Here is a 20,190-nt window from a genome sequence, read left to right on the forward strand (position 1 = left end):
AACCTTTGTGAGCTCGCGGGTGTACCGCAAAACCACAAAGGTTTTTCGAGAATATGGCAGGGGCGGCTGGATTCGAACCAACGCATGGCAGGATCAAAACCTGCTGCCTTACCGCTTGGCGACGCCCCTGTCGCGTAAAATGAATGCGGAAAAAACAAACGAACCTCGAGAGGTTATGGCAGGGGCGGCTGGATTCGAACCAACGCATGGCAGGATCAAAACCTGCTGCCTTACCGCTTGGCGACGCCCCTGTATCGTATAACCGAGTGCTATGCACTCACTTCCTGTACCAGTGTTTCGAGCTTGCGATGCAACATCGAGATGTTGCGTCCCTGAGCTACGAAGCTTGGCAGAGTGGCCGGAAGCTGGCGCGAGACTTTATCAGCATCGTCGCGGTTTGGGAAGCTCCCAAACACACAAGCTCCGGTGCCGGTCATTCTTGCGGGAACAAATTTGTTCAGCAAGTTCAAGGCGTTACGTACTTCTGGGTAACGCTGCTCGACCACCGGCTGGCAGTCGTTATGACCGCCCCCTTCGGGAAGGCCGCAAACTCTAATGGCCGGGGTGTCGCGTGTCAACTCCGGGGCGCAGAAAATTTCTGCTGTGCTGACAGACACTTGCGGTACGGCGACGAGAAACCAGGGCTCCTCGAGGGTGACCGGGACGAGCTGTTCGCCGACGCCGCCGGCGAACGCCGCCCGGCCGCGGACGAACACCGGCACATCGGCGCCCAGCTCCAGGCCGAGGGCGGCGAGGCGCTCGAGGCCGAAGCCGAGCCGCCACAGGTGGTTGAGGCCGAGCAGGGTGGTGGCGGCGTCCGAGCTGCCGCCGCCGATGCCGCCGCCCATGGGCAGGCGCTTGTCCAGCCAGATATCGGCGCCCAGGCGGGTGGCGGACTCCTGCTGCAGGCGCCGCGCAGCGCGCACGATCAGGTTGCTGTCGTGGGGCACGCCGGCGATCGCCGTGTGCAGGCGGATCTCGCCGTCGTCGCGCAGGCGAAAGCCCAGCTCGTCGCCGTGGTCGAGGAACTGGAACACCGTCTGCAGCTCGTGGTAACCGTCGGGGCGGCGGCCGAGGATGTGCAGGAACAGGTTGAGCTTGGCCGGGGCCGGCAGGATCAGGGTGGCTTCGTGCATGGGATTCAGGGCAAAAAAAATCAGAGACCGAGGCGGCGGGGCTGCCATTCCTTGATCACCAGGGTGATGTCGATGTTCTGCCCGAACAGCTTGAGCCGCTCGGGCAGCCAGTAGCCATGCTGCAGGCGGTAGTTGGCGTATTCGACCCGCCAGCCGTCCTGATCGAGCTGCGACAGGTGGCTGTCGGCATCCAGGGTCACCCGGCTCTTGCTGGTGGGGGCGGGCAGGCCGCGCACCCACCACAGCAGGTGCGAGACCGGCAGGCGCCAGCCGAGCTGTTCTTCGAGCAGCGCCTCGGGGGATTCGGCCTGGTAGCGCCCCTGATTGGCCACCTCGAGCTGGATGTCGCCCTCGCGGCCGGTCAGGCGGGCGGCGCCGCGACCGAGCGGGCCGGACAGGCGGATGTCGTAGTAGTCGCGGCGCTGCAGCCAGAACAGCGTGCCGCTGCCGGAGTCCTGCGGGGCGCGGATGCCGACCTTGCCGCTGATCTGCCAGCCGTCGATGGCGGCGACCTGGGCCTTGTGGCTGCGCCAGCTGGCGGCTTCACCCTGGCCGCCGAGATCCTCGCGCGGGCCGAGGCCGGCGCAACCGGCGAGCAGCAGCAGGCCGGCGAGCAACAGCAGGCTGCGCAGGTTCACGGCTGCACCTTGCCGGTTAGGCGCTTGAGAGTTTCCTGCAGCACGCTGCTGTCCGGCGTGTCGGTCAGCGCCTGGCGCCAGACCTTGCGCGCCGCGTCCTGCTGGCCGCTGACCCACAGCACTTCGCCCAGATGGGCGGCGACTTCATGGTCGGGCATGCGCTTGAGAGCCTGGCGTAGCAGTTTCTCTGCCTCGGGCAGGTTGCCCAGGCGGTAGTTGACCCAGCCCAGGCTGTCGAGGATCGCCGGGTCGTCGGGATTGAGTTCGTAGGCCTTGGCAATCAGTTCCCGGGCCTCGGCATAGCGCGTGGTGCGGTCGGCCAGCGTGTAGCCGAGGGCGTTGAGCGCCATGGCGTTGTCCGGTTCGCGCTCGATGATGAAGCGCAGGTCCCGCTCCAGGCCGGCCAGGTCACCGCGCTTCTCGGCGAGCATGGCGCGGGTGTAGGTCAGGTTGAGATCTTCTGGGAACTGCTCGAGGGCCTCGCTGATGCGCTGCCAGGCGGCATCGTAGCGCTGCTGCTTGGACAGGCTCTCGATCTCGATCAGGTACAGCTGCAGGGCATAGTCGGGCTGGCTGTCGCGGGCGCCGGCCAACAGGCGCTCGGCCTCGGCACTGCGCCCGGCCTTGACCAACAGCTCGGTGCGGCGCACCTGTGCCGGCAGGTAATCGTTGCCCGGGCCGACCTCGGCGTAGTCGCCCAGGGCGCGGCGGCTGTCGTTTTGCTGCTCGGCGATGCGGCCGAGGTTGAAGTGTGCGGCGTCGACATGACTGTCGCGCTCGATCAGCTCCTCGAGGAGGGGGCGCGCCTCGTCCCAGGCCTTGGCCTCGATGCTGACCAGGGCCAGCGACAGGCGCAGGTCGTCGTCTTCGGGAAAGCGCTGCAGCAGCTCGATGAACTGCTTGCGGGCGGCGTCCAGTTGCTGGTCTTCCAGCAGCTGGCGGGCGTAGGTCAGGCGCAGGCGCTTGTCGTCGGGGTGTTGGCGCAGCCCGGCCTTGAGCAGGGACAGGGCTTCCTCGTTGCGATCCAGCGAGCGCAGCAGGCGGGCGCGCAGCAGCAGCGGGGCGACCTCGCGGCTGCCGGCCGGGTGGGCCTCGAGGCTGGCCAGGGCTTCCTCGCGGCGGCCGTCCTGCTGCAGCAGCACGGCGCGGCCGAACACCAGCTGGGCGTTGTCCGGGTAGCGCTCGAGCAGGCGGTCGAAACTCTGGCGCAGACCGGCGCGGGTTTCCGGGTCGGTCTGCGCGGCGGTCAGGGCGAGGAAGTCGAAGTGGGTGTCGCCCTTGGCCTGCAGTACCTGCTCCATATACAGCATGGCTTGGTCGTGGCGCCCGGCGCGGGCCAGCTGGATGGCGGCGACGCGCTGGGCGTCGAGGTTGTCCTCGGCGCTGTCGGCCCACAGCAGGGCGGTTTCCAGGGCGGCCTCGTCGGCGCCCAGGTACTCGGCGATGCGGAAGGCGCGCTCGGCCACCGCCGGGTCGCCGGTGGCGTGGGCCTGCTCGACGTAGTTGGCCAGGGCGATATCGAAGCGGTCACGCTGCCCGGCCAGTTCGGCGACCAGCAGGCTGTACAGGGTGTCCGGGCTGAACGAGGCGCTGGGGACGGCGGCAACGGCAGCGCTGGGTGGGGTGGCGGTCTCGGCCTCCGGCTGCGCAGCATCGGTGCGGGCAGAGGGCAGAATCTGGCAACCGCCCAGCAAGGCGAGGGCACTCAACAGCGCGAAGGATTTGTTTATGGCAGGCATAGGCGGGCTCACCGGCAAGTCGGCCAATCATGACACAAGCGCCCCGTCAATCCCATGCTTGCCGGGTGTCATCGTCCGGGCGAGGGGGCCGGCTACGCCAGGCAGTTGTCCTGCACCGGCCTAAGTAGGACAATTGTCGGCTTCCAGGCCACCTCAGCATCCCCGCATGGCTTTTCTCGCCCTCGGCATCAACCATAAAACCGCATCCGTGGCGGTCCGCGAGCGCGTGGCTTTCGGCCCCGAGCAGCTGGTCGAGGCCCTGCAGCAGCTGTGCCGGGTGACGCCATGCCGCGAGGCGGCGATCCTCTCCACCTGCAACCGCAGCGAGCTGTACCTGGCGCTGGACGAGGCGCAGGCCGAGGCGATCCTCGCCTGGCTGGCCGGCTACCACGGCCTTAACCTCGACGAACTGCGTGCCTGTGCCTACATCCACGAGGACAACGAGGCCGTGCGTCACATGATGCGCGTGGCCTGCGGGCTGGACTCGATGATCCTCGGCGAGCCGCAGATTCTCGGCCAAATGAAGGACGCCTACGCCAGCGCCCGCGAGGCCGGCACCCTCGGCCCGCTGCTCGGCCGGCTGTTCCAGGCTACCTTCAGCACCGCCAAGACCGTGCGCACCGACACCCGCATCGGCGAGAACCCGGTATCGGTGGCCTTCGCCGCGGTGAGCCTGGCCAAGCAGATCTTCAGCGAGCTGCCGCGCAGCCAGGCTCTGCTGATCGGCGCCGGCGAGACCATCACCCTGGTCGCCCGCCACCTGCACGAGCAGGGCATCCGCCGCATCGTGGTGGCCAACCGCACCCTCGAGCGCGCCAGCCAGTTGGCCGATGAGGTCGGCGGCCAGGCCGTGCTGCTGGCCGACATTCCCGAGCAACTGGTCAACAGCGACATCGTCATCAGCTCCACCGCCAGCCCGCTGCCGATCCTCGGCAAGGGCGCGGTCGAGCGCGCGCTGAAGAAGCGCAAGCACCGCCCGGTGTTCATGGTCGACATCGCCGTGCCGCGCGACATCGAGCCGGAAGTCGGCGAGCTGGACGACGTCTACCTGTACACCGTCGACGACCTCCACGAGGTCATCGCCGAGAACCTGCGCAGCCGTCAGGGCGCCGCCCGCGCCGCCGAGGAGCTGGTGCTGACCGGGGTCGACGAGTTCATGGCGCGCCTGCGCGAGCGCGACAGCGTCGACCTGCTGCGCGGCTACCGCCAGCGCGCCGAACAGCTGCGCGACGAGGAGCTGGCCAAGGCCCTGCGCCAGCTCGGCAACGGCATCCCGGCCGAGGACGTGCTGGCCCAGCTGGCCCGCGGCCTGACCAACAAGCTGCTGCATGCGCCCAGCGTGCAGCTGAAGAAGTTTTCCGCCGCCGGCCGCCACGATGCGCTGGCCGTAGCCCAGGAACTGCTCGACCTCGACGGGGCCGGGCACAACCGCTAACCGCCCGTGCGCGCCGCGCCGATTGACCGGCGTGGCGCCGGCCATGGTGAAACCACCGATGAAAGCCTCGCTGCTGAACAAGCTCGATACCCTGCAGGACCGTTTCGAGGAGCTGACCGCGCTGCTCGGCGACGCCGAGGTGATCAGCGACCAGACCAAGTTCCGCGCCTATTCCCGTGAATATGCCGAGATCGAGCCGGTCAACGCCGCCTTCCGCGAGTTCCGCAAGGTGCTGGGCGACCTCGAGGGCGCCCAGGCGCTGCTCAAGGACAGCGACCCCGACCTGCGCGAGATGGCCGAGGAGGAAGTGACCACGGCCAAGGCGCAGCTCGAGGGGCTGGAGAGCCGCCTGCAGCGCATGCTGCTGCCCAAGGATCCCAACGACGGTCGCAACGTGTTCCTCGAGATCCGCGCCGGCACCGGCGGCGACGAGGCGGCGATCTTCTCCGGCGACCTGTTCCGCATGTACTCGCGCTACGCCGAGCGCCAGGGCTGGCGAGTCGAGATCCTCTCCGAGAGCGAGGGCGAGCACGGTGGCTACAAGGAAGTGATCGCTCGCGTCGAGGGCGACAACGTCTACGCCAAGCTCAAGTTCGAGTCCGGCGCCCACCGCGTGCAGCGCGTGCCGGAAACCGAGTCCCAGGGCCGCATCCACACCTCGGCCTGCACCGTGGCGGTGCTGCCGGAGCCGGACGAGCAGGCGGCCATCGAGATCAATCCGGCCGATCTGCGTGTCGACACCTATCGCGCCTCCGGTGCCGGCGGCCAGCACATCAACAAGACCGACTCGGCGGTGCGCATCACCCACCTGCCGACCGGCATGGTGGTCGAGTGTCAGGAAGAACGCTCGCAGCACAAGAACCGCGCCCGCGCCATGGGCTGGCTGGCAGCCCGACTGCAGGACCAGCAGGACGCCGCCGCACACAAGGAAATCTCCGAGACGCGCAAGCTGCTGGTCGGCTCCGGTGATCGTTCCGAGCGTATCCGCACCTACAACTTCCCCCAGGGCCGGGTCACCGACCACCGCATCAACCTGACCCTGTACTCGCTGAACGAGATCATGGGCGGCGCGGTGGAGCAGGTGATCGAGCCGCTGCTGCAGGAGTACCAGGCCGACCAATTGGCGGCGCTGGGCGACTGAGCCACTGCGCAAGCCTCTAGGAGCGAGCTTGCTCGCGATGCCCTTGTACGACCTGCCGCGTGATCGCCAGCAAGCTGGCTCCTACGGAGATGATGTCATGGCCTCCATCGAATCCCTGTTGAGCAGCGCCGCGCTGCCCGACTCGCCGAGCCCCAGGCTGGATGCCGAGCTGCTGCTCGCCCACGTGCTCGGCAAGCCGCGCAGCTACCTGCGCACCTGGCCCGAGCACGAGCCTTCCGTGGCCCAGTGCGCGGCCTTCGCTGCGCTGCTCGAGCGGCGCCGCAGCGGCGAGCCAGTGGCCTACCTGCTCGGCCAGCAGGGCTTCTGGAGCCTGGATCTGGAAGTGGCGCCGCACACCCTGATCCCGCGTCCGGACACCGAACTGCTGGTGGAGACCGCGTTGGCGCTGCTCCCCGGCGGCTCGGTCCGGGTGCTCGATCTGGGCACCGGCACCGGCGCCATCGCCCTGGCCCTGGCCAGCGAGCGGCCGGCCTGGCAGGTGCTCGGCGTCGACCGCGTGCCCGAAGCGGTGGCCCTAGCCGAGCGCAACCGCGCGCGCCTCAAGCTGGGCAATGTCCGCTTCGTCGAGAGTCGCTGGTTCGCGGCCCTGGCCGGGCAGCGCTTCGCGATGATCGTCGGCAATCCGCCGTACATCGCCGCCGAGGATCCGCACCTGCGCGAGGGCGACGTGCGCTTCGAGCCGGCCAGCGCGCTGGTCGCCGGCAGAGACGGCCTGGACGACATCCGCGAGATAGTCGCGCAGGCGCCGGAGCACCTCGAGCCCGCCGGCTGGCTGCTGCTCGAGCATGGCTACGATCAGGGTGAAGCGGTGCGTGCCCTGTTCGCCGCCCGCGGCTTCACGGCGGTGGACAGCCGCCGCGACCTGGGCGGCAACGAGCGCATCACCCTCGGCCGCTGGAATGGAGAGTCTCTTGTGGGTGAACCGAATGCTGAGTGACGATGAACTGCTGCGCTACAGCCGGCAGATCCTCCTGCCCCAGATCGACATCGACGGCCAGCTGCGCCTGAAGCACGGTCGCGTGCTGATCGTCGGCCTCGGCGGCCTCGGCTCGCCGGTGGCGCTGTACCTGGCCGCCGCCGGGGTCGGCGAGCTGCACTTGGCCGACTTCGACACGGTCGACCTGACCAACCTGCAGCGCCAGGTGATCCATGACAGCGTCAGTGTCGGCCTAGCCAAGGTCGATTCGGCCATGGCGCGTCTCGCCGCGCTCAACCCGCACGTCGCGCTCAAGCCGCTGCGCCAGGCGCTGGACGCCGACAGCCTGGCCGCCGCGGTGGCGGCGGTGGACGTGGTGGTCGACTGCTGCGACAACTTCGCCACCCGCAGCGCGGTGAACGCCGCCTGCGTGGCCACTGGCAAGCCGCTGGTGTCCGGTGCCGCGATCCGCCTGGAAGGCCAGTTGGCGGTGTTCGATCCGCGCCACGCCGCCAGCCCCTGCTACCACTGCCTGTACGGCGCCGGCAGCGAAGACGAGCTGACCTGCAGCGAGGCCGGCGTGGTCGGTCCGCTGGTCGGTCTGGTCGGCAGCCTGCAGGCGCTGGAAACCCTCAAGCTCTTGGTCGGCTTCGGCGAGCCGCTGGTCGGCCGCCTGCTGCTGGTCGATGCTCTGACCAGCCGCTTCCGCGAGCTGCGCGTCAAGCGCGACCCGCTGTGCACGGTATGCGGGACGCGCGATGGCCAGTGAGGCGCCGGTCGGCGTATTCGACTCCGGGGTCGGCGGCCTGTCGGTGCTGGGCGAGATCCGCGCGAGGCTGCCCTTTGAGTCGCTGCTCTATGTCGCTGACAGCGGCCACGTGCCCTACGGCGAGAAGAGCCCCGAGTACATCCGCGAGCGCTGCCGGCACATCGCCGACTTCCTCCTCGGCGAGGGTGCCAAGGCCCTGGTGGTGGCCTGCAACACCGCCACGGTGGCAGCGGTGGCCGAGCTGCGCGAGCGCCATCCCGAACTGCCCATCGTCGGCATGGAGCCGGCGGTCAAGCCGGCCGCTGCGGCCACCCGCAGCGGCGCGGTCGGCGTGCTGGCCACCACCGGCACCCTGAAGAGCGCGCGCTTCGCCGCCCTGCTGGATCGCTTCGCCCACGACGTGCGGGTGGTCACCCAGCCCTGCCCGGGGCTGGTGGAGTGCGTCGAGCAGGGCGCCCTGACCGCGCCGCAGACCCGCGCGCTGCTGGCGTCCTACGTGCAGCCGCTGCTGGCCGCCGGCTGCGACACGCTGATCCTCGGTTGCACCCACTATCCCTTCCTCAGGCCGCTGCTGCGCGAGCTGGTGCCGGCCGAGGTGGAGCTGATCGACACCGGTGCCGCGGTGGCGCGCCAGCTCGCGCGCCTGCTCGGCGAGCGTGGTCTGCTCGCCGCGGGGCCGGCGCAGGCGGCACGCTTCTGGTCGAGTGGCGAGCCGGCCGCTCTGGCGCGGGTGCTGCCGGTGCTGTGGGGCGAGGCGGCGGCGGTCGCGGCGCTGGGCTGCTGAAACTTCGCCATTCTCGCGCCGACGAACGGCTCCTATACTGCAAGCAGACTGCCACTGCCGAGCAGTAAGAGCGGTGCTCCGGCGGTCAGGGGATCTGCCCCCATCACCACGAAAATAAGGAAGTTCCGACCATGAAGCGATTGCTGAGCATCGGTGCCGTAGTGACCCTGGCCCTGGGCGCGAGTGCGCCGGCCAGTGCCTGGGACGTGACCCTCGCCGGCGGGGTGACCCGCGAGTCCACCGAGGTGATCCGCCTGGCCCTGCAGCGCGACTTCGAGCGCAGTTGGTGGCAGAGTTCCACCGGCCGCCTGACCGGCTACTGGGATGCCGGCTACACCTACTGGTTTGGCGACCAGTCGGCGAGCAACCACAGCCTGTCGTTCGCCCCGGTGTTCGTCTACGAGTTCGCCGGCGAGTCGGTGCGTCCCTACGTCGAGGCCGGCATCGGCGCGGCGCTGTTCTCCAGCACCGAGCACGAGAGCCACGACCTCAGCACCGCCTTCCAGTTCGAGGACCGCATCGGCTTCGGCCTGCGCTTCGCCGGTCAGGAGATCGGCGTGCGCGCCATCCACTACTCCAACGCCGGGATCAAGAATCCCAACGACGGCGCCGAGACCTACACGCTGCACTATCGCACGTCGTTCTGAGTCAGCCGCGCAACCGCGCCTGCTCGCGGTACAGCGCGGCAAAGCCGTGCAGCACGGGCATCACCAGCGCCCACAGGCCGGCGAGCAGCAGCAGGGTCGGCGTGCTGCCGAGCGGCAAGCCGACCCCGGCGATGCTGGCACCGGCCCAGTAGGACAGCGGCCCGGCCAGCGCGCCGAGCAGGCTGCCCAGCCACCAGGGCCGCGCGGTCCAGGCCAGGCAGTGGTTCAGGGTGGTGGCGAACAGGGCCCAGAGCAGCGCCAGCCACAGCGGCACCAGCAGCCGCTCTGCGCCGAAGTCGAATACCCCGAACTGCAGCAGGAAGCTGTCCAGCGCACTGCCGGCGATCAGCACGCTGGCCACCAGCCGGCCTTCCTCGCGCCAGCGAGCGATCCAGCGGAAGTGCGCGAGCAGCGCCAGCGCGGCGACCGCCAGCAGCCACGGCTCGCGGGCGGCGAACACGCAGGCGAACCAGCCGGTCTGGAACAGCAGGGCGTTGAGCAGCAGTTTGCGGTTCATCGGCGGGCTACCTGTGTGCAGAGTGAGGGCGGCGATGATGCCATCAACCCGCGAAGCGCCCCAGCAGCGGCGCCGGCCGCGCCTCCGGTTTGGCCAGCAGCATCTGCACCGTGCCGATGCTGCGCTCGAGAAAGCCGCCCTCGCAGTAGCACAGGTAGAACTCCCACAGCCGGTAGAAGTGCTCGTCGTAGCCGAGCTGCTCGAGGTGGCCGCGGACGTGGCGCAGGTTGTCGTGCCAGTGGCGCAGGGTGCGCGCGTAGTGGGCGCCGAAGTCCTCGAGGTGCAGCAGGTTCATGTCGCTCTCGCGGCTGACGGTGGTCAGCATCGCCTCGATCGACGGCAGCGCGCCGCCGGGGAAGATGTAGCGCTGGATGAAGTCGACGCTGTTGCAGGCCTGGCGGTAGCGCTGGTCGCGGATGGTGATGGCCTGCAGCAGCATCAGCCCGTCCGCCTTGAGCAGCTGCGCGCACTGGCGGAAGTACTCGGGCAGGTAGCGGTGGCCGACCGCCTCGATCATCTCGATCGACACCAGCTTGTCGAACTGGCCGTCGAGTTCGCGGTAGTCCTTGAGCAGCAGGGTGACGCGACTTTCCAGGCCCATCTCGGCGATGCGCCGCGCGGTGTAGGCGTGCTGCTCGCGCGACAGGGTGGTGGTGGTCACCCGGCAGCCGTAGTGGCTGGCGGCGTACAGCGCCATGCTGCCCCAGCCGGTGCCGATCTCCAGCAGGTGGTCGCTGGGCTGGAGGTCGAGCTTCTGGCAGATGCGCTCCAGCTTGTTGAGCTGCGCCTGCTCGAGGCTGTCGTCGGCGCTGCGGAACATCGCCGCCGAGTACATCATGGTGCGGTCGAGGAAGGCCTCGAACAGCTCGTTGCCGAGATCGTAGTGGGCGGCGATGTTCTTCTGCGAACCGCTGCGCGAGTTGCGGTTCAACCAGTGCAGGGCGCGCAGCACGGGCCGGCCGAGGGCGGCCAGGCCGCCTTCGAGGGCGTCGAGCACCGCGAGGTTGGCGACCAGCACGCGGACCACTGCGGTTAGGTCCGGGCTGCTCCAGTAGCCGTGGATGTAGGCCTCGCCGGCGCCGATCGAACCGTTGCCGGCGACCAGGCCCCAGGCGGCGCTGTCGTGGATGTGGATTTCGCCGTGCAACGCGGCGTGCGGCTCGCCGAAACTGTGGCGTTCGTCGCCCTCGACCAGCAGCAGGCGGCCACGGCGCAACTGGCCGAGCTGGCGCAGCACGGCGCGGCGCAGCAGGCCGGCAGCCAGGCCATCGGCAAGGCGGGCACGGGAGGCGGTCAGGCTAGAGGTCTTCATGGGCTTGCTCCTGGATCCGGGTGGCGACGCGGCAGTCGCCGTCCGCCGGCTGATGGGAGAACAGCGGCACGCGCTTGAGCGCCAGGCGCAGGGCCTGCCAGTAGATGCCGAGCACGGTTTTCGCGCTCATCCACGGGAAGGCGCGCAGGTGGCGATGCAGCCCGGCGCGATCCAGCGGGCTGCGCTCGAGGGTGAGGGTGGCGTCGAACAGACGGCCCTCGGCGTCGTGGTCTTCCATGTGCACGCCGAGGCGTTGCCCCGGTGCGCTGAAATGCATGCGGTACTCCAGCTCGCGGGGCAGGAACGGCGAGACGTGGAAGGCCTTGGCCACCGCAAAGTGCTGGCTGCCGCTGCCCGCGGCCGGCAGCACGTAGTGGTAGCGCTCGCGCCAGGGCGTGTTGCTGACCTCGCAGAGGATCGCCGCCAACTGGTCATCAGCGTCGAAGCAGTAGAAGAAGCTCACCGGATTGAAGGTCAGCCCCCAGCAGCGCGGCTGGGTGAGCAGGCAGATGCGCCCCTGCGGCGCCTGGCCCAGCGCCTGGCCCACGCACTGGCGCACCGCATCGCTCAGCGCCATGCCCTGGCCGGTGAGCTGCGGCAGGTAGTCGCTCTGGCGAAACGACAGCGGCGCGAAGCGGCCGGGTCCGACCAGCGGCGACAGGCCGAACAGGGCGTCCTGCTCGCTGAGGTCGAGGTACAGCAGGCCGATGCGGTAGCGGAACGCATGCGCCCGCGGACGCACGCGCCGGTGGCGTATCCAGCCTTGGTACAGCGCGCTGTTCACAGTCGCTCCCCGAATGCTTCGGCGACGCGCAGGGCGCTGACCACGCCGTCCTCGTGGAAGCCGTTGGCCCAGTAGGCGCCGCAGTAGTAGCTGTGTTGCGCGCCGTGCAGTTCGCTCCAGCGCGCCTGGGCGGCCATGCCGGCCAGGCTGTACTGCGGGTGGGCGTAGTTGAAGCGGCCGAGCACCCGCTGCGGGTCGATGGCCGCGTTCTGGTTGAGGCTGACGCACAGGGTCTGCGGCGCCTGGATGCCCTGGAGGATGTTCATGTTGTAGGTCAGCGCCGCCGGTTGGCGCGGGTCGCCGCCGAGGCGGTAGTTCCAGCTGGCCCAGGCCAGCGGACGCCGCGGCAGCAGGCCGGTGTCGGTGTGCAGCAGCACGTCGTTGTCGGCGTAGGGCAGGGCGCCGAGGATCTCGCGCTCCGCCGCGCTCGGCGCGGCGAGCAGCGCCAGCGCCTGGTCGCTGTGGCAGGCGAAGACGATCTTGTCGAAGCGCTCGCGGCCGGCGGCGCTGTGCACCGTGACGCCGTCTGCGTCGCGCTCGACCATCAGCACCGGGCAGTTGAGGCGGATGGCGTCGGCGAAGTTCGCGGTCAGCGGCTCGATATAGCTGCGCGAGCCACCCTGGATCACCCGCCACTGCGGCCGGTCGTTGACCGACAGCAGGCCGTGGTTCTTGAAGAAGCGTACGAAGAATTCCAGCGGGAACTCCAGCATGCCGGCCAGCGACATCGACCAGATCGCCGCGCCCATCGGCACGATGTAGTGGTCGATGAAGCGCTGACCATAGCCGCGCTCGGCCAGGTAGCGGCCGAGGGTGATCCCGGCCGGCAGGCGGCCGCTGCCGAGATCCGCCAGCGCCTCGCGGTTGAAGCGCAGGATGTCGCGCAGCATGCCCCAGAAGCGCGGCGACAGCAGGTTGCTGCGCTGGGCGAACAGGCTGTTGAGGGTGTTGCCGTTGTACTCCAGGCCGCTGCTGGGCTCGTGCACCGAGAAGCTCATCTCGGTCGGCTGCGAGGCGACCCCCAGCCGCTCGAGCAGGCGGATGAAGTGGGGGTAGGTCCAGTCGTTGAAGACGATGAAGCCGGTATCCACCGCATGCTTGCGGCCATCCAGCGTGACGTCCATGGTATGGGTATGCCCGCCGATCCAGTCGCCGGCCTCGAACACGGTCAGTTGGTGCTGGCGCGCGAGCAGGTGGGCGGTGGTCAGGCCGGCGATCCCTGTGCCGACAATGGCGATTTTCATCGGCTGACATCCTTGGCGGAGTTGCGGCTCATGCGCCGGACCAGGGCCAGTTGCAGGCGCCCGGGCAGGTGGGCGAGCAGCAGCAACAGGGCAATGAACGGCGTGGGGAAGGTGATTTCCAGCGGGCGCTGTTCCAGCCGCGTGGCGATATGCCGGGCGGCCTTGTCGGCTGGCCAGCGCATCGGCATGGCGAAGTCGTTGCGCCGGGTCAGCGGCGTGTCGACGAAGCCGGGGCTGATCAGGGTGACGGCGATGCCCTCGGCGGCCAGGTCGACGCGCAGCGACTGCAGCAGGTAGCGCAGCGCCGCCTTGGAAGCGCCGTAGGCCTCGGCGCGCGGCAGTGGCAGGAAGGTCACCGCGCTGGCCACTCCGGCCAGCAGCGGCTCGTCGCCCTTGCGCAACAACGGCAGGGCGGCCTCGATGCAGTGGGCGGCGGCCATCAGGTTGCTGTTCATCACCCGCTCGACCATCGCCGCCTCGAAGGCGCGCACGTCGAGGTACTCGCAGGTGCCGGCGTTGAGGATGGCCATGTCCAGCGCGCCCCAGGCCTGCTCGATTTGTGCGCCGATGGCGGCGACCGCGTTCGGATCGGTGAGATCGCCCGGCAGCACCAGCACCTGCCCGGGCCAGCGCGCGGCCAAGGCGTCGAGCGGTTCGCGGCGCCGCGCACTGAGCGCCAGGCGCTGGCCGCGCTGCAGCAGTTGTTCGGCCAGGGCGGCGCCGATGCCGCTGCTGGCGCCGGTCAGCCAGATTCGTTTGCCGTTCATGTCAGCCTCCTCTTCAGCCAGGCGATTGCCCGGCCGAATACCGGCAGGTGTTCGTAGAGCAGCGCGCCGGCGTCGAAATAGTCGCGGTGGCGGTAGACCCGGTCATCCCGCCAGAGCAGGTGCGAGCAGCCCTCGACCTGGATCGGCCTCCCGCCGGCCAGGCGCGGATGGCGGTAGCTCATGGTCCAGCGCAGGTAGCCCTCGCCCTCGTGCACTTCATCGCAGCCGTGGAGCTCGAAGTGCAGGTCGCTCACGTTGGCGTACAGCGCGGCGAAGTAGCGCTCCAGGGCGGCCAAGCCGCAGATCTCGTGCAGCGGGTCGACGAACAGCACATCCGTGCTGTACAGCTCGCCGAGGTGCTCGAGATTGTCCTTGTCCAGCGCGGCGAAGCGGCGGGCGAAGGCGGGCAGGAAGTCGCTCATCGCAGGTTCCTCGCGGTTCATGCCGACTGCGCGTCGGGTGACTGGTCCAGCGCCTTGAACGCCGCCAGGGCGCGCTCGCGCGAACGGGCCAGGTCGACGATCGGCCGTGGGTAGCCGGGCAGGCCGAACAGGCCGCCCAGCGTCGCCAGGTTGTGGATGTCGCGCTTGTCCAGTGCGGCCAGCTCGGGCAGCCACTGGCGGATGAAGGCGCCGTCCGGGTCGAAGCGCTGCGCCTGGGTCAGCGGGTTGAAGATGCGGAAGTAGGGCGCCGCGTCGGTGCCGGTCGAGGCGCTCCACTGCCAGCCGCCGTTGTTGGCGGCCAGGTCGCCGTCGATCAGCTGGCGCATGAACCAGCGCTCGCCGTGGCGCCAGTCGATCAGCAGATTCTTGGTCAGGAACATGGCGACGATCATGCGCAGGCGGTTGTGCATCCAGCCGGTGGCCAGCAGTTGGCGCATCGCCGCGTCGACGATGGGGATGCCGGTGCGGCCCTGCTGCCAGGCCTCGAGATCGGCCGGCGCATCGCGCCAGGCCAGCGCCTCGGTCTCGCTGCGGAAGGCGCGGCCCATCGACACCCGCGGGTAGCCGACCAGGATGTGCTTGTAGAACTCGCGCCACAGCAGCTCGCTGATCCAGGTGACCACCCCGGGATTGCCGTCGGCGAACTCGCCGCCGTTGACCTGCAGCGCGACGTGTAGGCACTGGCGCGGCGACAGCACGCCGGCCGCCAGGTAGGGCGACAGGGCGCTGGTGCCGGGCTGGGCGGGGAAGTCGCGCTGGCTGGCGTACCACGCCAGATGCTCGTCGGCGAAGCTGGCCAGTTGGCGGTGCGCCGTCGCCTCGCCGGCCGGCCACAGCTGGCGCAGGCTCGCGCTCGGCGTGGGGAAGCCGTCGATGATCGCGGGCAGCGGATCGCTGGCGATACCGCTCGCCGCCTGGATGCGCGGCAGTGGCTGCAGCGCCGGCAGGCCCTGCGCCAGGCGCGCGTAGCAGGCCTTGCGGAACTGGCTGAACACCTGGAAGTAGCCGCCGCTCTTGGTCAGCACGCTGCCGGGAGCGAACAGCAGCTGGTCGAGATGGCTGTGCCAGGCGATCCCGGCGCTCTCCAGCGTGGCCGCCACCGCCTGGTCGCGGCGCTGTTCGTGCACGCCGTACTCGGCGTTGACGTGCACGGCACTGATGCCGTGTTCGCGGCACAGCTGCAGCAGCACGGCGGGCGCGTCGTCCCAGCGCTCGGCCGTGCGCAGCAGCAGCGGGATATTCAGCGCCGCCAGGTTCTGCGCCAGCTCGGCGAGGTTGCGCAGCCAGAAGTCGATTTTGCAGGCGGCATCGTCATGTTCACGCCACTGCGCCGGTGCGATCAGCCAGACCGCCAGCAGCGGGCCGTTGCCGGCGGCGGCCGCGGCGGCCAGGGCGGTGTTGTCGCGCACGCGCAGATCGCTGCGCAGCCAGACGAGGCGGGTCATGGGCTTCGATCCTCAGGAGGCGGCGGCGAACAGGCCGCGCTGGTGCAGGTAGTGGTGAGCGTCGAGCGGCGAGTCGGCCAGCGCCAGGCGCTCGAGAGCGGCCAGCTCGTCGCGATGGATCTGCGCGGCCGGGCCGGCGAGCAGCAGCGGCACGGCGCAGCCGGCATGCAGGCGCGGCAGCAGGCGGCGCAGTTGCACGCTGTCCAGCGCCTGGCTGGAATACAGCAGCACGGCGCGCGGCTGCAGACGCTCGACGGCGAGGTTCAGCTCGCCGGCCGGCAGCGGCCAGTCGAGTACCTCCACCGGGCACAGGCTGTCGCTGAGCAGCCAGGCGCACAGCCACAGGCCGGGCTCCATCGGCAATTCCGACAGGTTGGCGAGCAGCACGGGCGCGCCCTGCAACTGGCGGTTGTTGTGGTAGACCCGCGCGCCGAGACGGCTGCGCAGCCAGGAGCGCAGGAACACCCGCTCCAGCGCCGCGCCGAACTGGCCCTGCCAGCGCTGCTCCAGCTCGGCGAGCAGCGGCAGCAGCAGGTGGCGGCACAGCGGCTGCGGCGGGTACAGCGCCAGGGCGCGGTTGTAGGCGTCGTCGAGGCGGCGCTCGGCCAGCGTGGCGACGGCCTCGAGCAGCTCGCTGTGCAGGCTTTCCCACGGGCCGTCGGCGCTGCCGGCGGGCGGCGCATCGTGATCGAGCAGGTCGCGGATCTGGCTGACCGCCACGCCGCGATTGAGCCAGGTGAGGATCGCCTGGATGCGCTCGACGTGGGCCTGGCCGTACAGGCGGTGACCCTTGGCGGTGCGCTGCGGCACGATCAGACCGTAGCGGCGCTCCCAGGCGCGCAGGGTCACCGGGTTGACCCCGGTCTGCCGCGCCACCTCGCGGATCGGCAGCCAGCCTTCGGCGAACTCCTCCGCACCGAGTTCGGCGTTCTCGGCGAGGTTGCTGGCAGGCAGGGGCAAGTGCTCGTACATGGCCGGCGCTCCGTTAGATCGCGTTGCGCAGGCTGAGGTCTTCCGGGTGCGGCTGCATGTAGGCCTGCAGGGCGATGTAGCGGTCCGGATGACGGCGGAAGTGGTACTTGAGCATGGTCAGCGGGACCACCAGCGGCACCACGCCGCTGCGGTACTGCTCGATCAGTTGCTGGATCTCGCGGCGCTCCTCGCTGGGCAGGGCGCGGCGCAGGTAGCCGGACAGGTGCTGCAGCACGTTGGCGTGGGTGCCGCGGGTGGCGCACTTCTGCAGCGCTGCCATCAGCGCGCTGAAGTAGCGCGGCCCCAGCTCGGCCGGATCGTGCTCGCCGATGCCGGCCAGCAGGCGACCCAGCTCGCGGTACTTGAGCGGGTTGTGGGCCATCAGCAGGTACTTGTGCCGCGAGTGGAAGGCGATGATCGCCTTGCGGGTCAGTCCCTCGGCGCACAGGCGCTGCCAGTCGCCATAGGCGTACACCCGGGCGATGAAGTTCTCGCGCAGCACCGGATCGTTGAGGCGGCCGTCTTCCTCGATCGGCAGCTCCGGGCGCAGGCGGGCGATGGTGGCGGTGAACAGGCCCTGGCCCTTCTCGGCCGGTCGGCCGTCGTCCTGGTAGACCTTGACCCGCTCCATGCCGCAGGACGGCGACTTCTGCATGACGATCAGCCCGCTGATGTCGGCAAGTTGCGCGGCCATGCGCTCGCCGTAGCCGACCAGCGCCTCGGTGACGTCCAGGCTGCGGGTAACGGTGCCGACCGCGCGCGGCGCCCGGGCATCGCCGACCAGGCGGATCGGCTCGCGCGGGGCGCCGAGGCCGATGGCCATTTCCGGACACAGCGGCTGGAAGTCGAAGTAGCGCGCCAGGGTCTGGCTGCACAGCTGCGACTGCTTGTGGCCGCCGTTGTAGCGCACCTCGTTGCCGAGCAGGCAGGCGCTGATGGCGAGTTTGAGACGGGGTGGCTGAGCGGCGGTCATGGCGGGCACCTGGGCTGCAGCTTGTACAGCAGCGCGGGCGCAACCTGTACAAGCAATGGTTTCTGTACAACACAGCCTTATCATAGGGCATATGTTGTACAGGTCAAATGCTTTGTACAGCTTTTGTATTGCTTGTCTGATCTATTGCCGGGGGTGGACGAGGTGGGCGGTGGGCGCGCTCAGTGCCAACCCATCCGCCAGTGGTCAGCGTCCTTCAGGGTGCGCCAGTCGCAGCGCTGGCTGCGGCCGGTCAGCACCGCCTGCAGTTCGATGGCCAGCACGACGCCTTCCTCGTCACGGTACAGCTCGGTGACCAGGAAATGCTTTTCGCGGTTGCGCGGCTGCACCGCCGTCCACTTGGACAGGTGCAGCTTGGCGGGGTTGATCCGATGCATGGCCGACTCAGGAGTTGTGCTCGCGGTGTTCGAGCAGGCGGCGGGCCGCTTCCTGGCCGCTCAGCCAGGCGCCCTCGACCCGGCCGCTCAGGCACCAGTCGCCGCACACGTACAGGCCGAGGTCGGCATCGGCCAGCGCGCCCCACTGGTGCGCATGCGCCGGGCGCGCATACAGCCAGCGATGCGCCAGGCTGAAGTCGGCTTCCGGCACGGCGCAGCCGATCAGCTCGGCGAAGGCACAGCGCAACTGCTCGATCACCGCCTCGGGCGGTAGGTCGATGTGCTGGCGGCTCCAGGCGCTGCTGGCGTGCAGCACCCAGCTGTCCGGGCGGCTGGCGCGGCCGGGCTTGCTGCGGTTGCGCGCCAGCCAGTCGAGCGGACTGTCCTGCACGAAGCAGCCTTCCACCGGGGTATCCAGCGGTTTGGCGAAGGCCAGGACGACGGCCCACACCGGTTCCATGACGACACTGGCCACGCTGGCCGCGAGTTTGGGCGCGGCGGAGAGCAGCACGGAGGCCTGCGGCGCCGGCACTGCGACGATCACCTTGCTGAACGGGCCGTGACTCTGCCCGGCGGCATCGACCAGATGCCAGTGCTGCTCACCGCGGAACACCTCGGTGATGCGGCAGGCGAAGGTCGCCGGCAGCTCGCCGAGCAGGTTGCGGGTCAGCGCGCTCATGCGCGGTACGCCGGTGTAGCGCAGCTGGGTGTCCGGCGACAGGTTGAGCTGGCCGCCCTGGGACTGGTACAGCGCGGGCTTCCACTCGGCCAGCCAGCCGTTTTCCTGCCATTGCTGCACGATATCGACGAAGTGGCGATCGCGGGCGGTGAAGTACTGGGCGCCCAGGTCGAGGTCGCCGACTTCGCTACGCTTGCTGGACATGCGTCCGCCGCTGCCACGGCTCTTGTCGAAGAGTTGTACGCAAAGACCCGCCGCCGTGAGAGCGTGAGCCGCCGACAGCCCGGCCATGCCGCTGCCGATGATGGCGATGGGAGTGTTCATGACGTCACCTCAAATGCTGAGACTACAGGCTAATCCTTGGACCAAACTTATACAATATTATTGAATTGTACAGAATGTTCTGGTCCAATCCAGCCATGAACCCGGACTGTTCACAGGCCACGCTGACCTGGCCGGTAATTGCAGTGTGGACCAGACTCTGAACTGACGCATGCACAACAACCAGGAGATACCTCGATGCGTATTCTGCTGACCGGCGGCACTGGCCTGATTGGCCGCGCGCTGTGTCGCCTGTGGGCGGCGCAAGGACATCAACTGGTGGTCTGGAGTCGCAGCCCCGACAAGGTGACGGGGCTGTGCAGTGGCGCGCGGGGCATCGGCCGCCTCGACGAGCTGGATGCCGGCGAGCCCCTGGACGCGGTGGTCAACCTGGCCGGGGCGCCGATCGCCGACCGGCCGTGGACGACGAAGCGGCGCCAGTTGCTGTGGGACAGCCGCATCGAGCTGACCCGTCAGCTGGTCGACTGGCTGGCCAGTCGTCCGCAGAAGCCGCGGGTGCTGGTCTCCGGCTCGGCGGTGGGCTGGTATGGCGACGGCGGCGAGCGTCGTCTCGACGAAGACAGCCCCGCGGGCAGCGAGGACTTCGGCAGCCAGCTGTGCTTCGCGTGGGAGGAGGCCGCGCTGCGTGCCGAGGATCTGGGTATCCGCGTGGCGCTGGTGCGCACCGCACCGGTGCTGGCGCGCGATGCCGGCATGCTGGCGCGCCTGCTGCCGCCGTTTCGCTTAGGCCTCGGCGGACGCATGGGCAGCGGCCGGCAGTGGATGCCCTGGATCCACATAGATGACGAGGTCGGCCTGATCGACTTCCTGCTGAAGCATGAAGAATGCCGCGGTCCTTATAATGGCTGCGCGCCGAATCCGGTGCGCAACGCCGAGTTCGCCCGTACCCTGGGCCGCGTGCTGCACCGCCCGGCGCTGCTGCCGGCGCCGGCCTGCGTGCTGCGCCTGGCGTTCGGCGAGATGTCCGACCTGCTGCTCGGTGGCCAGCACCTGCAGCCCCGGCGCACCCTCGACGCCGGCTACCAATTTCGTTTTCCCGACCTGGAGGCGGCGCTGGCCGATCTGCTGGGTCGTCACTGACAAGGACATTG

The 20,190-nt window shown here is 69.3% G+C and carries 21 protein-coding genes and 2 tRNA genes; 7 read left to right on the forward strand and 16 right to left on the reverse strand.

What is annotated here, in order from left to right; translation table 11 throughout:
* Positions 1-54: 54 nt before the first annotated feature.
* The 5 genes from BMZ19_RS00135 to BMZ19_RS00155 all read right to left on the reverse strand — a co-directional run bounded on the left by BMZ19_RS00135 (position 55) and on the right by BMZ19_RS00155 (position 3,513).
* Positions 55-129: transfer RNA gene (locus BMZ19_RS00135), tRNA-Gln, on the reverse strand.
* Positions 130-176: 47 nt separating this feature from the next.
* Positions 177-251 (reverse strand) — tRNA-Gln (locus tag BMZ19_RS00140).
* 18 nt (positions 252-269) lie between these two features.
* Entirely contained in the window at positions 270-1,136 is an 867-nt protein-coding gene (ispE, locus tag BMZ19_RS00145) for a 4-(cytidine 5'-diphospho)-2-C-methyl-D-erythritol kinase (RefSeq protein ID WP_090305041.1), read from the reverse strand.
* A gap of 20 nt (positions 1,137-1,156) precedes the next feature.
* Positions 1,157-1,774 (reverse strand): lipoprotein insertase outer membrane protein LolB, encoded by a 618-nt coding sequence (gene lolB / locus BMZ19_RS00150; RefSeq protein WP_090305044.1) that lies wholly within the window; start codon positions 1,772-1,774, stop codon positions 1,157-1,159.
* Positions 1,771-3,513, reverse strand: a complete 1,743-nt coding sequence (locus BMZ19_RS00155; RefSeq protein WP_244517073.1) for a tetratricopeptide repeat protein — start codon at positions 3,511-3,513, stop codon at positions 1,771-1,773. The genes lolB and BMZ19_RS00155 overlap by 4 nt, the downstream gene beginning before the upstream one ends.
* A 166-nt stretch (positions 3,514-3,679) precedes the next feature.
* Here BMZ19_RS00155 and hemA point away from each other — a divergent pair, with 166 nt between their 5' ends.
* From hemA to BMZ19_RS00185, 6 genes are all read left to right on the forward strand, one after another.
* Positions 3,680-4,948, forward strand: a complete 1,269-nt coding sequence (gene hemA, locus BMZ19_RS00160; RefSeq protein WP_090305046.1) for a glutamyl-tRNA reductase — start codon at positions 3,680-3,682, stop codon at positions 4,946-4,948.
* A 58-nt stretch (positions 4,949-5,006) separates the two neighbouring features.
* Positions 5,007-6,089, forward strand: coding sequence for a peptide chain release factor 1 (gene prfA / locus BMZ19_RS00165; RefSeq protein WP_090305049.1), 1,083 nt, complete (start codon positions 5,007-5,009; stop codon positions 6,087-6,089).
* A gap of 97 nt (positions 6,090-6,186) precedes the next feature.
* Positions 6,187-7,047, forward strand: a complete 861-nt coding sequence (gene prmC / locus BMZ19_RS00170) for a peptide chain release factor N(5)-glutamine methyltransferase (protein WP_090305052.1) — start codon at positions 6,187-6,189, stop codon at positions 7,045-7,047.
* Positions 7,037-7,795, forward strand: coding sequence for a molybdopterin-synthase adenylyltransferase MoeB (locus tag BMZ19_RS00175; protein WP_090305055.1), 759 nt, complete (start codon positions 7,037-7,039; stop codon positions 7,793-7,795). The genes prmC and BMZ19_RS00175 overlap by 11 nt, the downstream gene beginning before the upstream one ends.
* On the forward strand, positions 7,785-8,579 hold the full coding sequence (murI, locus tag BMZ19_RS00180) for a glutamate racemase (RefSeq protein WP_090305057.1): 795 nt from the start codon (positions 7,785-7,787) through the stop codon (positions 8,577-8,579). The genes BMZ19_RS00175 and murI overlap by 11 nt, the downstream gene beginning before the upstream one ends.
* 131 nt (positions 8,580-8,710) lie before the next feature.
* Positions 8,711-9,226 (forward strand): acyloxyacyl hydrolase, encoded by a 516-nt coding sequence (locus tag BMZ19_RS00185; RefSeq protein WP_090305060.1) that lies wholly within the window; start codon positions 8,711-8,713, stop codon positions 9,224-9,226.
* Position 9,227: 1 nt separating this feature from the next.
* On the opposite strand, the gene BMZ19_RS00190 is transcribed toward BMZ19_RS00185, so the two are convergent.
* The 11 genes from BMZ19_RS00190 to BMZ19_RS00240 form a co-directional block, all read right to left on the reverse strand.
* On the reverse strand, positions 9,228-9,743 hold the full coding sequence (locus tag BMZ19_RS00190; RefSeq protein ID WP_090305063.1) for a DUF2878 domain-containing protein: 516 nt from the start codon (positions 9,741-9,743) through the stop codon (positions 9,228-9,230).
* A 43-nt stretch (positions 9,744-9,786) separates the two neighbouring features.
* The gene (locus BMZ19_RS00195; RefSeq protein WP_090305065.1) at positions 9,787-11,055 is read right to left on the reverse strand and encodes an SAM-dependent methyltransferase; all 1,269 of its coding nucleotides are present in this window, start codon (positions 11,053-11,055) and stop codon (positions 9,787-9,789) included.
* A complete protein-coding gene (locus BMZ19_RS00200; protein ID WP_090305068.1) occupies positions 11,042-11,839 on the reverse strand; it encodes a DUF1365 domain-containing protein in 798 nt (265 codons plus the stop codon). Before BMZ19_RS00200 ends, BMZ19_RS00195 begins: the two co-directional genes overlap by 14 nt.
* On the reverse strand, positions 11,836-13,083 hold the full coding sequence (locus BMZ19_RS00205; protein WP_090305071.1) for an NAD(P)/FAD-dependent oxidoreductase: 1,248 nt from the start codon (positions 13,081-13,083) through the stop codon (positions 11,836-11,838). Before BMZ19_RS00205 ends, BMZ19_RS00200 begins: the two co-directional genes overlap by 4 nt.
* The gene (locus BMZ19_RS00210) at positions 13,080-13,850 is read right to left on the reverse strand and encodes an SDR family NAD(P)-dependent oxidoreductase (protein WP_090305074.1); all 771 of its coding nucleotides are present in this window, start codon (positions 13,848-13,850) and stop codon (positions 13,080-13,082) included. The genes BMZ19_RS00205 and BMZ19_RS00210 overlap by 4 nt, the downstream gene beginning before the upstream one ends.
* Complete coding sequence (locus BMZ19_RS00215; RefSeq protein WP_090305078.1) at positions 13,847-14,272, reverse strand: nuclear transport factor 2 family protein; 426 nt, start codon at positions 14,270-14,272, stop codon at positions 13,847-13,849. The genes BMZ19_RS00210 and BMZ19_RS00215 overlap by 4 nt, the downstream gene beginning before the upstream one ends.
* Positions 14,273-14,289: 17 nt before the next feature.
* Positions 14,290-15,738: a deoxyribodipyrimidine photo-lyase gene (gene phrB / locus BMZ19_RS00220; RefSeq protein ID WP_090305080.1), complete on the reverse strand. Its 1,449-nt coding sequence runs from the start codon at positions 15,736-15,738 to the stop codon at positions 14,290-14,292.
* Positions 15,739-15,750: 12 nt separating this feature from the next.
* Entirely contained in the window at positions 15,751-16,710 is a 960-nt protein-coding gene (locus BMZ19_RS00225; RefSeq protein WP_090305083.1) for a MerR family transcriptional regulator, read from the reverse strand.
* A gap of 13 nt (positions 16,711-16,723) precedes the next feature.
* The gene (locus BMZ19_RS00230; protein WP_090305086.1) at positions 16,724-17,683 is read right to left on the reverse strand and encodes a YbgA family protein; all 960 of its coding nucleotides are present in this window, start codon (positions 17,681-17,683) and stop codon (positions 16,724-16,726) included.
* Positions 17,684-17,862: 179 nt separating this feature from the next.
* Entirely contained in the window at positions 17,863-18,078 is a 216-nt protein-coding gene (locus BMZ19_RS00235; protein WP_090305089.1) for a TIGR02450 family Trp-rich protein, read from the reverse strand.
* Positions 18,079-18,085: 7 nt separating this feature from the next.
* On the reverse strand, positions 18,086-19,081 hold the full coding sequence (locus BMZ19_RS00240) for an NAD(P)/FAD-dependent oxidoreductase (RefSeq protein ID WP_090305093.1): 996 nt from the start codon (positions 19,079-19,081) through the stop codon (positions 18,086-18,088).
* 195 nt (positions 19,082-19,276) lie between these two features.
* On the opposite strand from BMZ19_RS00240, the gene BMZ19_RS00245 reads away from it, so the two are divergent.
* Positions 19,277-20,179, forward strand: coding sequence for a TIGR01777 family oxidoreductase (locus BMZ19_RS00245; protein ID WP_090305096.1), 903 nt, complete (start codon positions 19,277-19,279; stop codon positions 20,177-20,179).
* The last annotated feature ends 11 nt before the right edge of the window (positions 20,180-20,190 follow it).

This window comes from Pseudomonas linyingensis (genome assembly GCF_900109175.1).
Classification (GTDB): Bacteria; Pseudomonadota; Gammaproteobacteria; order Pseudomonadales; family Pseudomonadaceae; genus Geopseudomonas; species Geopseudomonas linyingensis.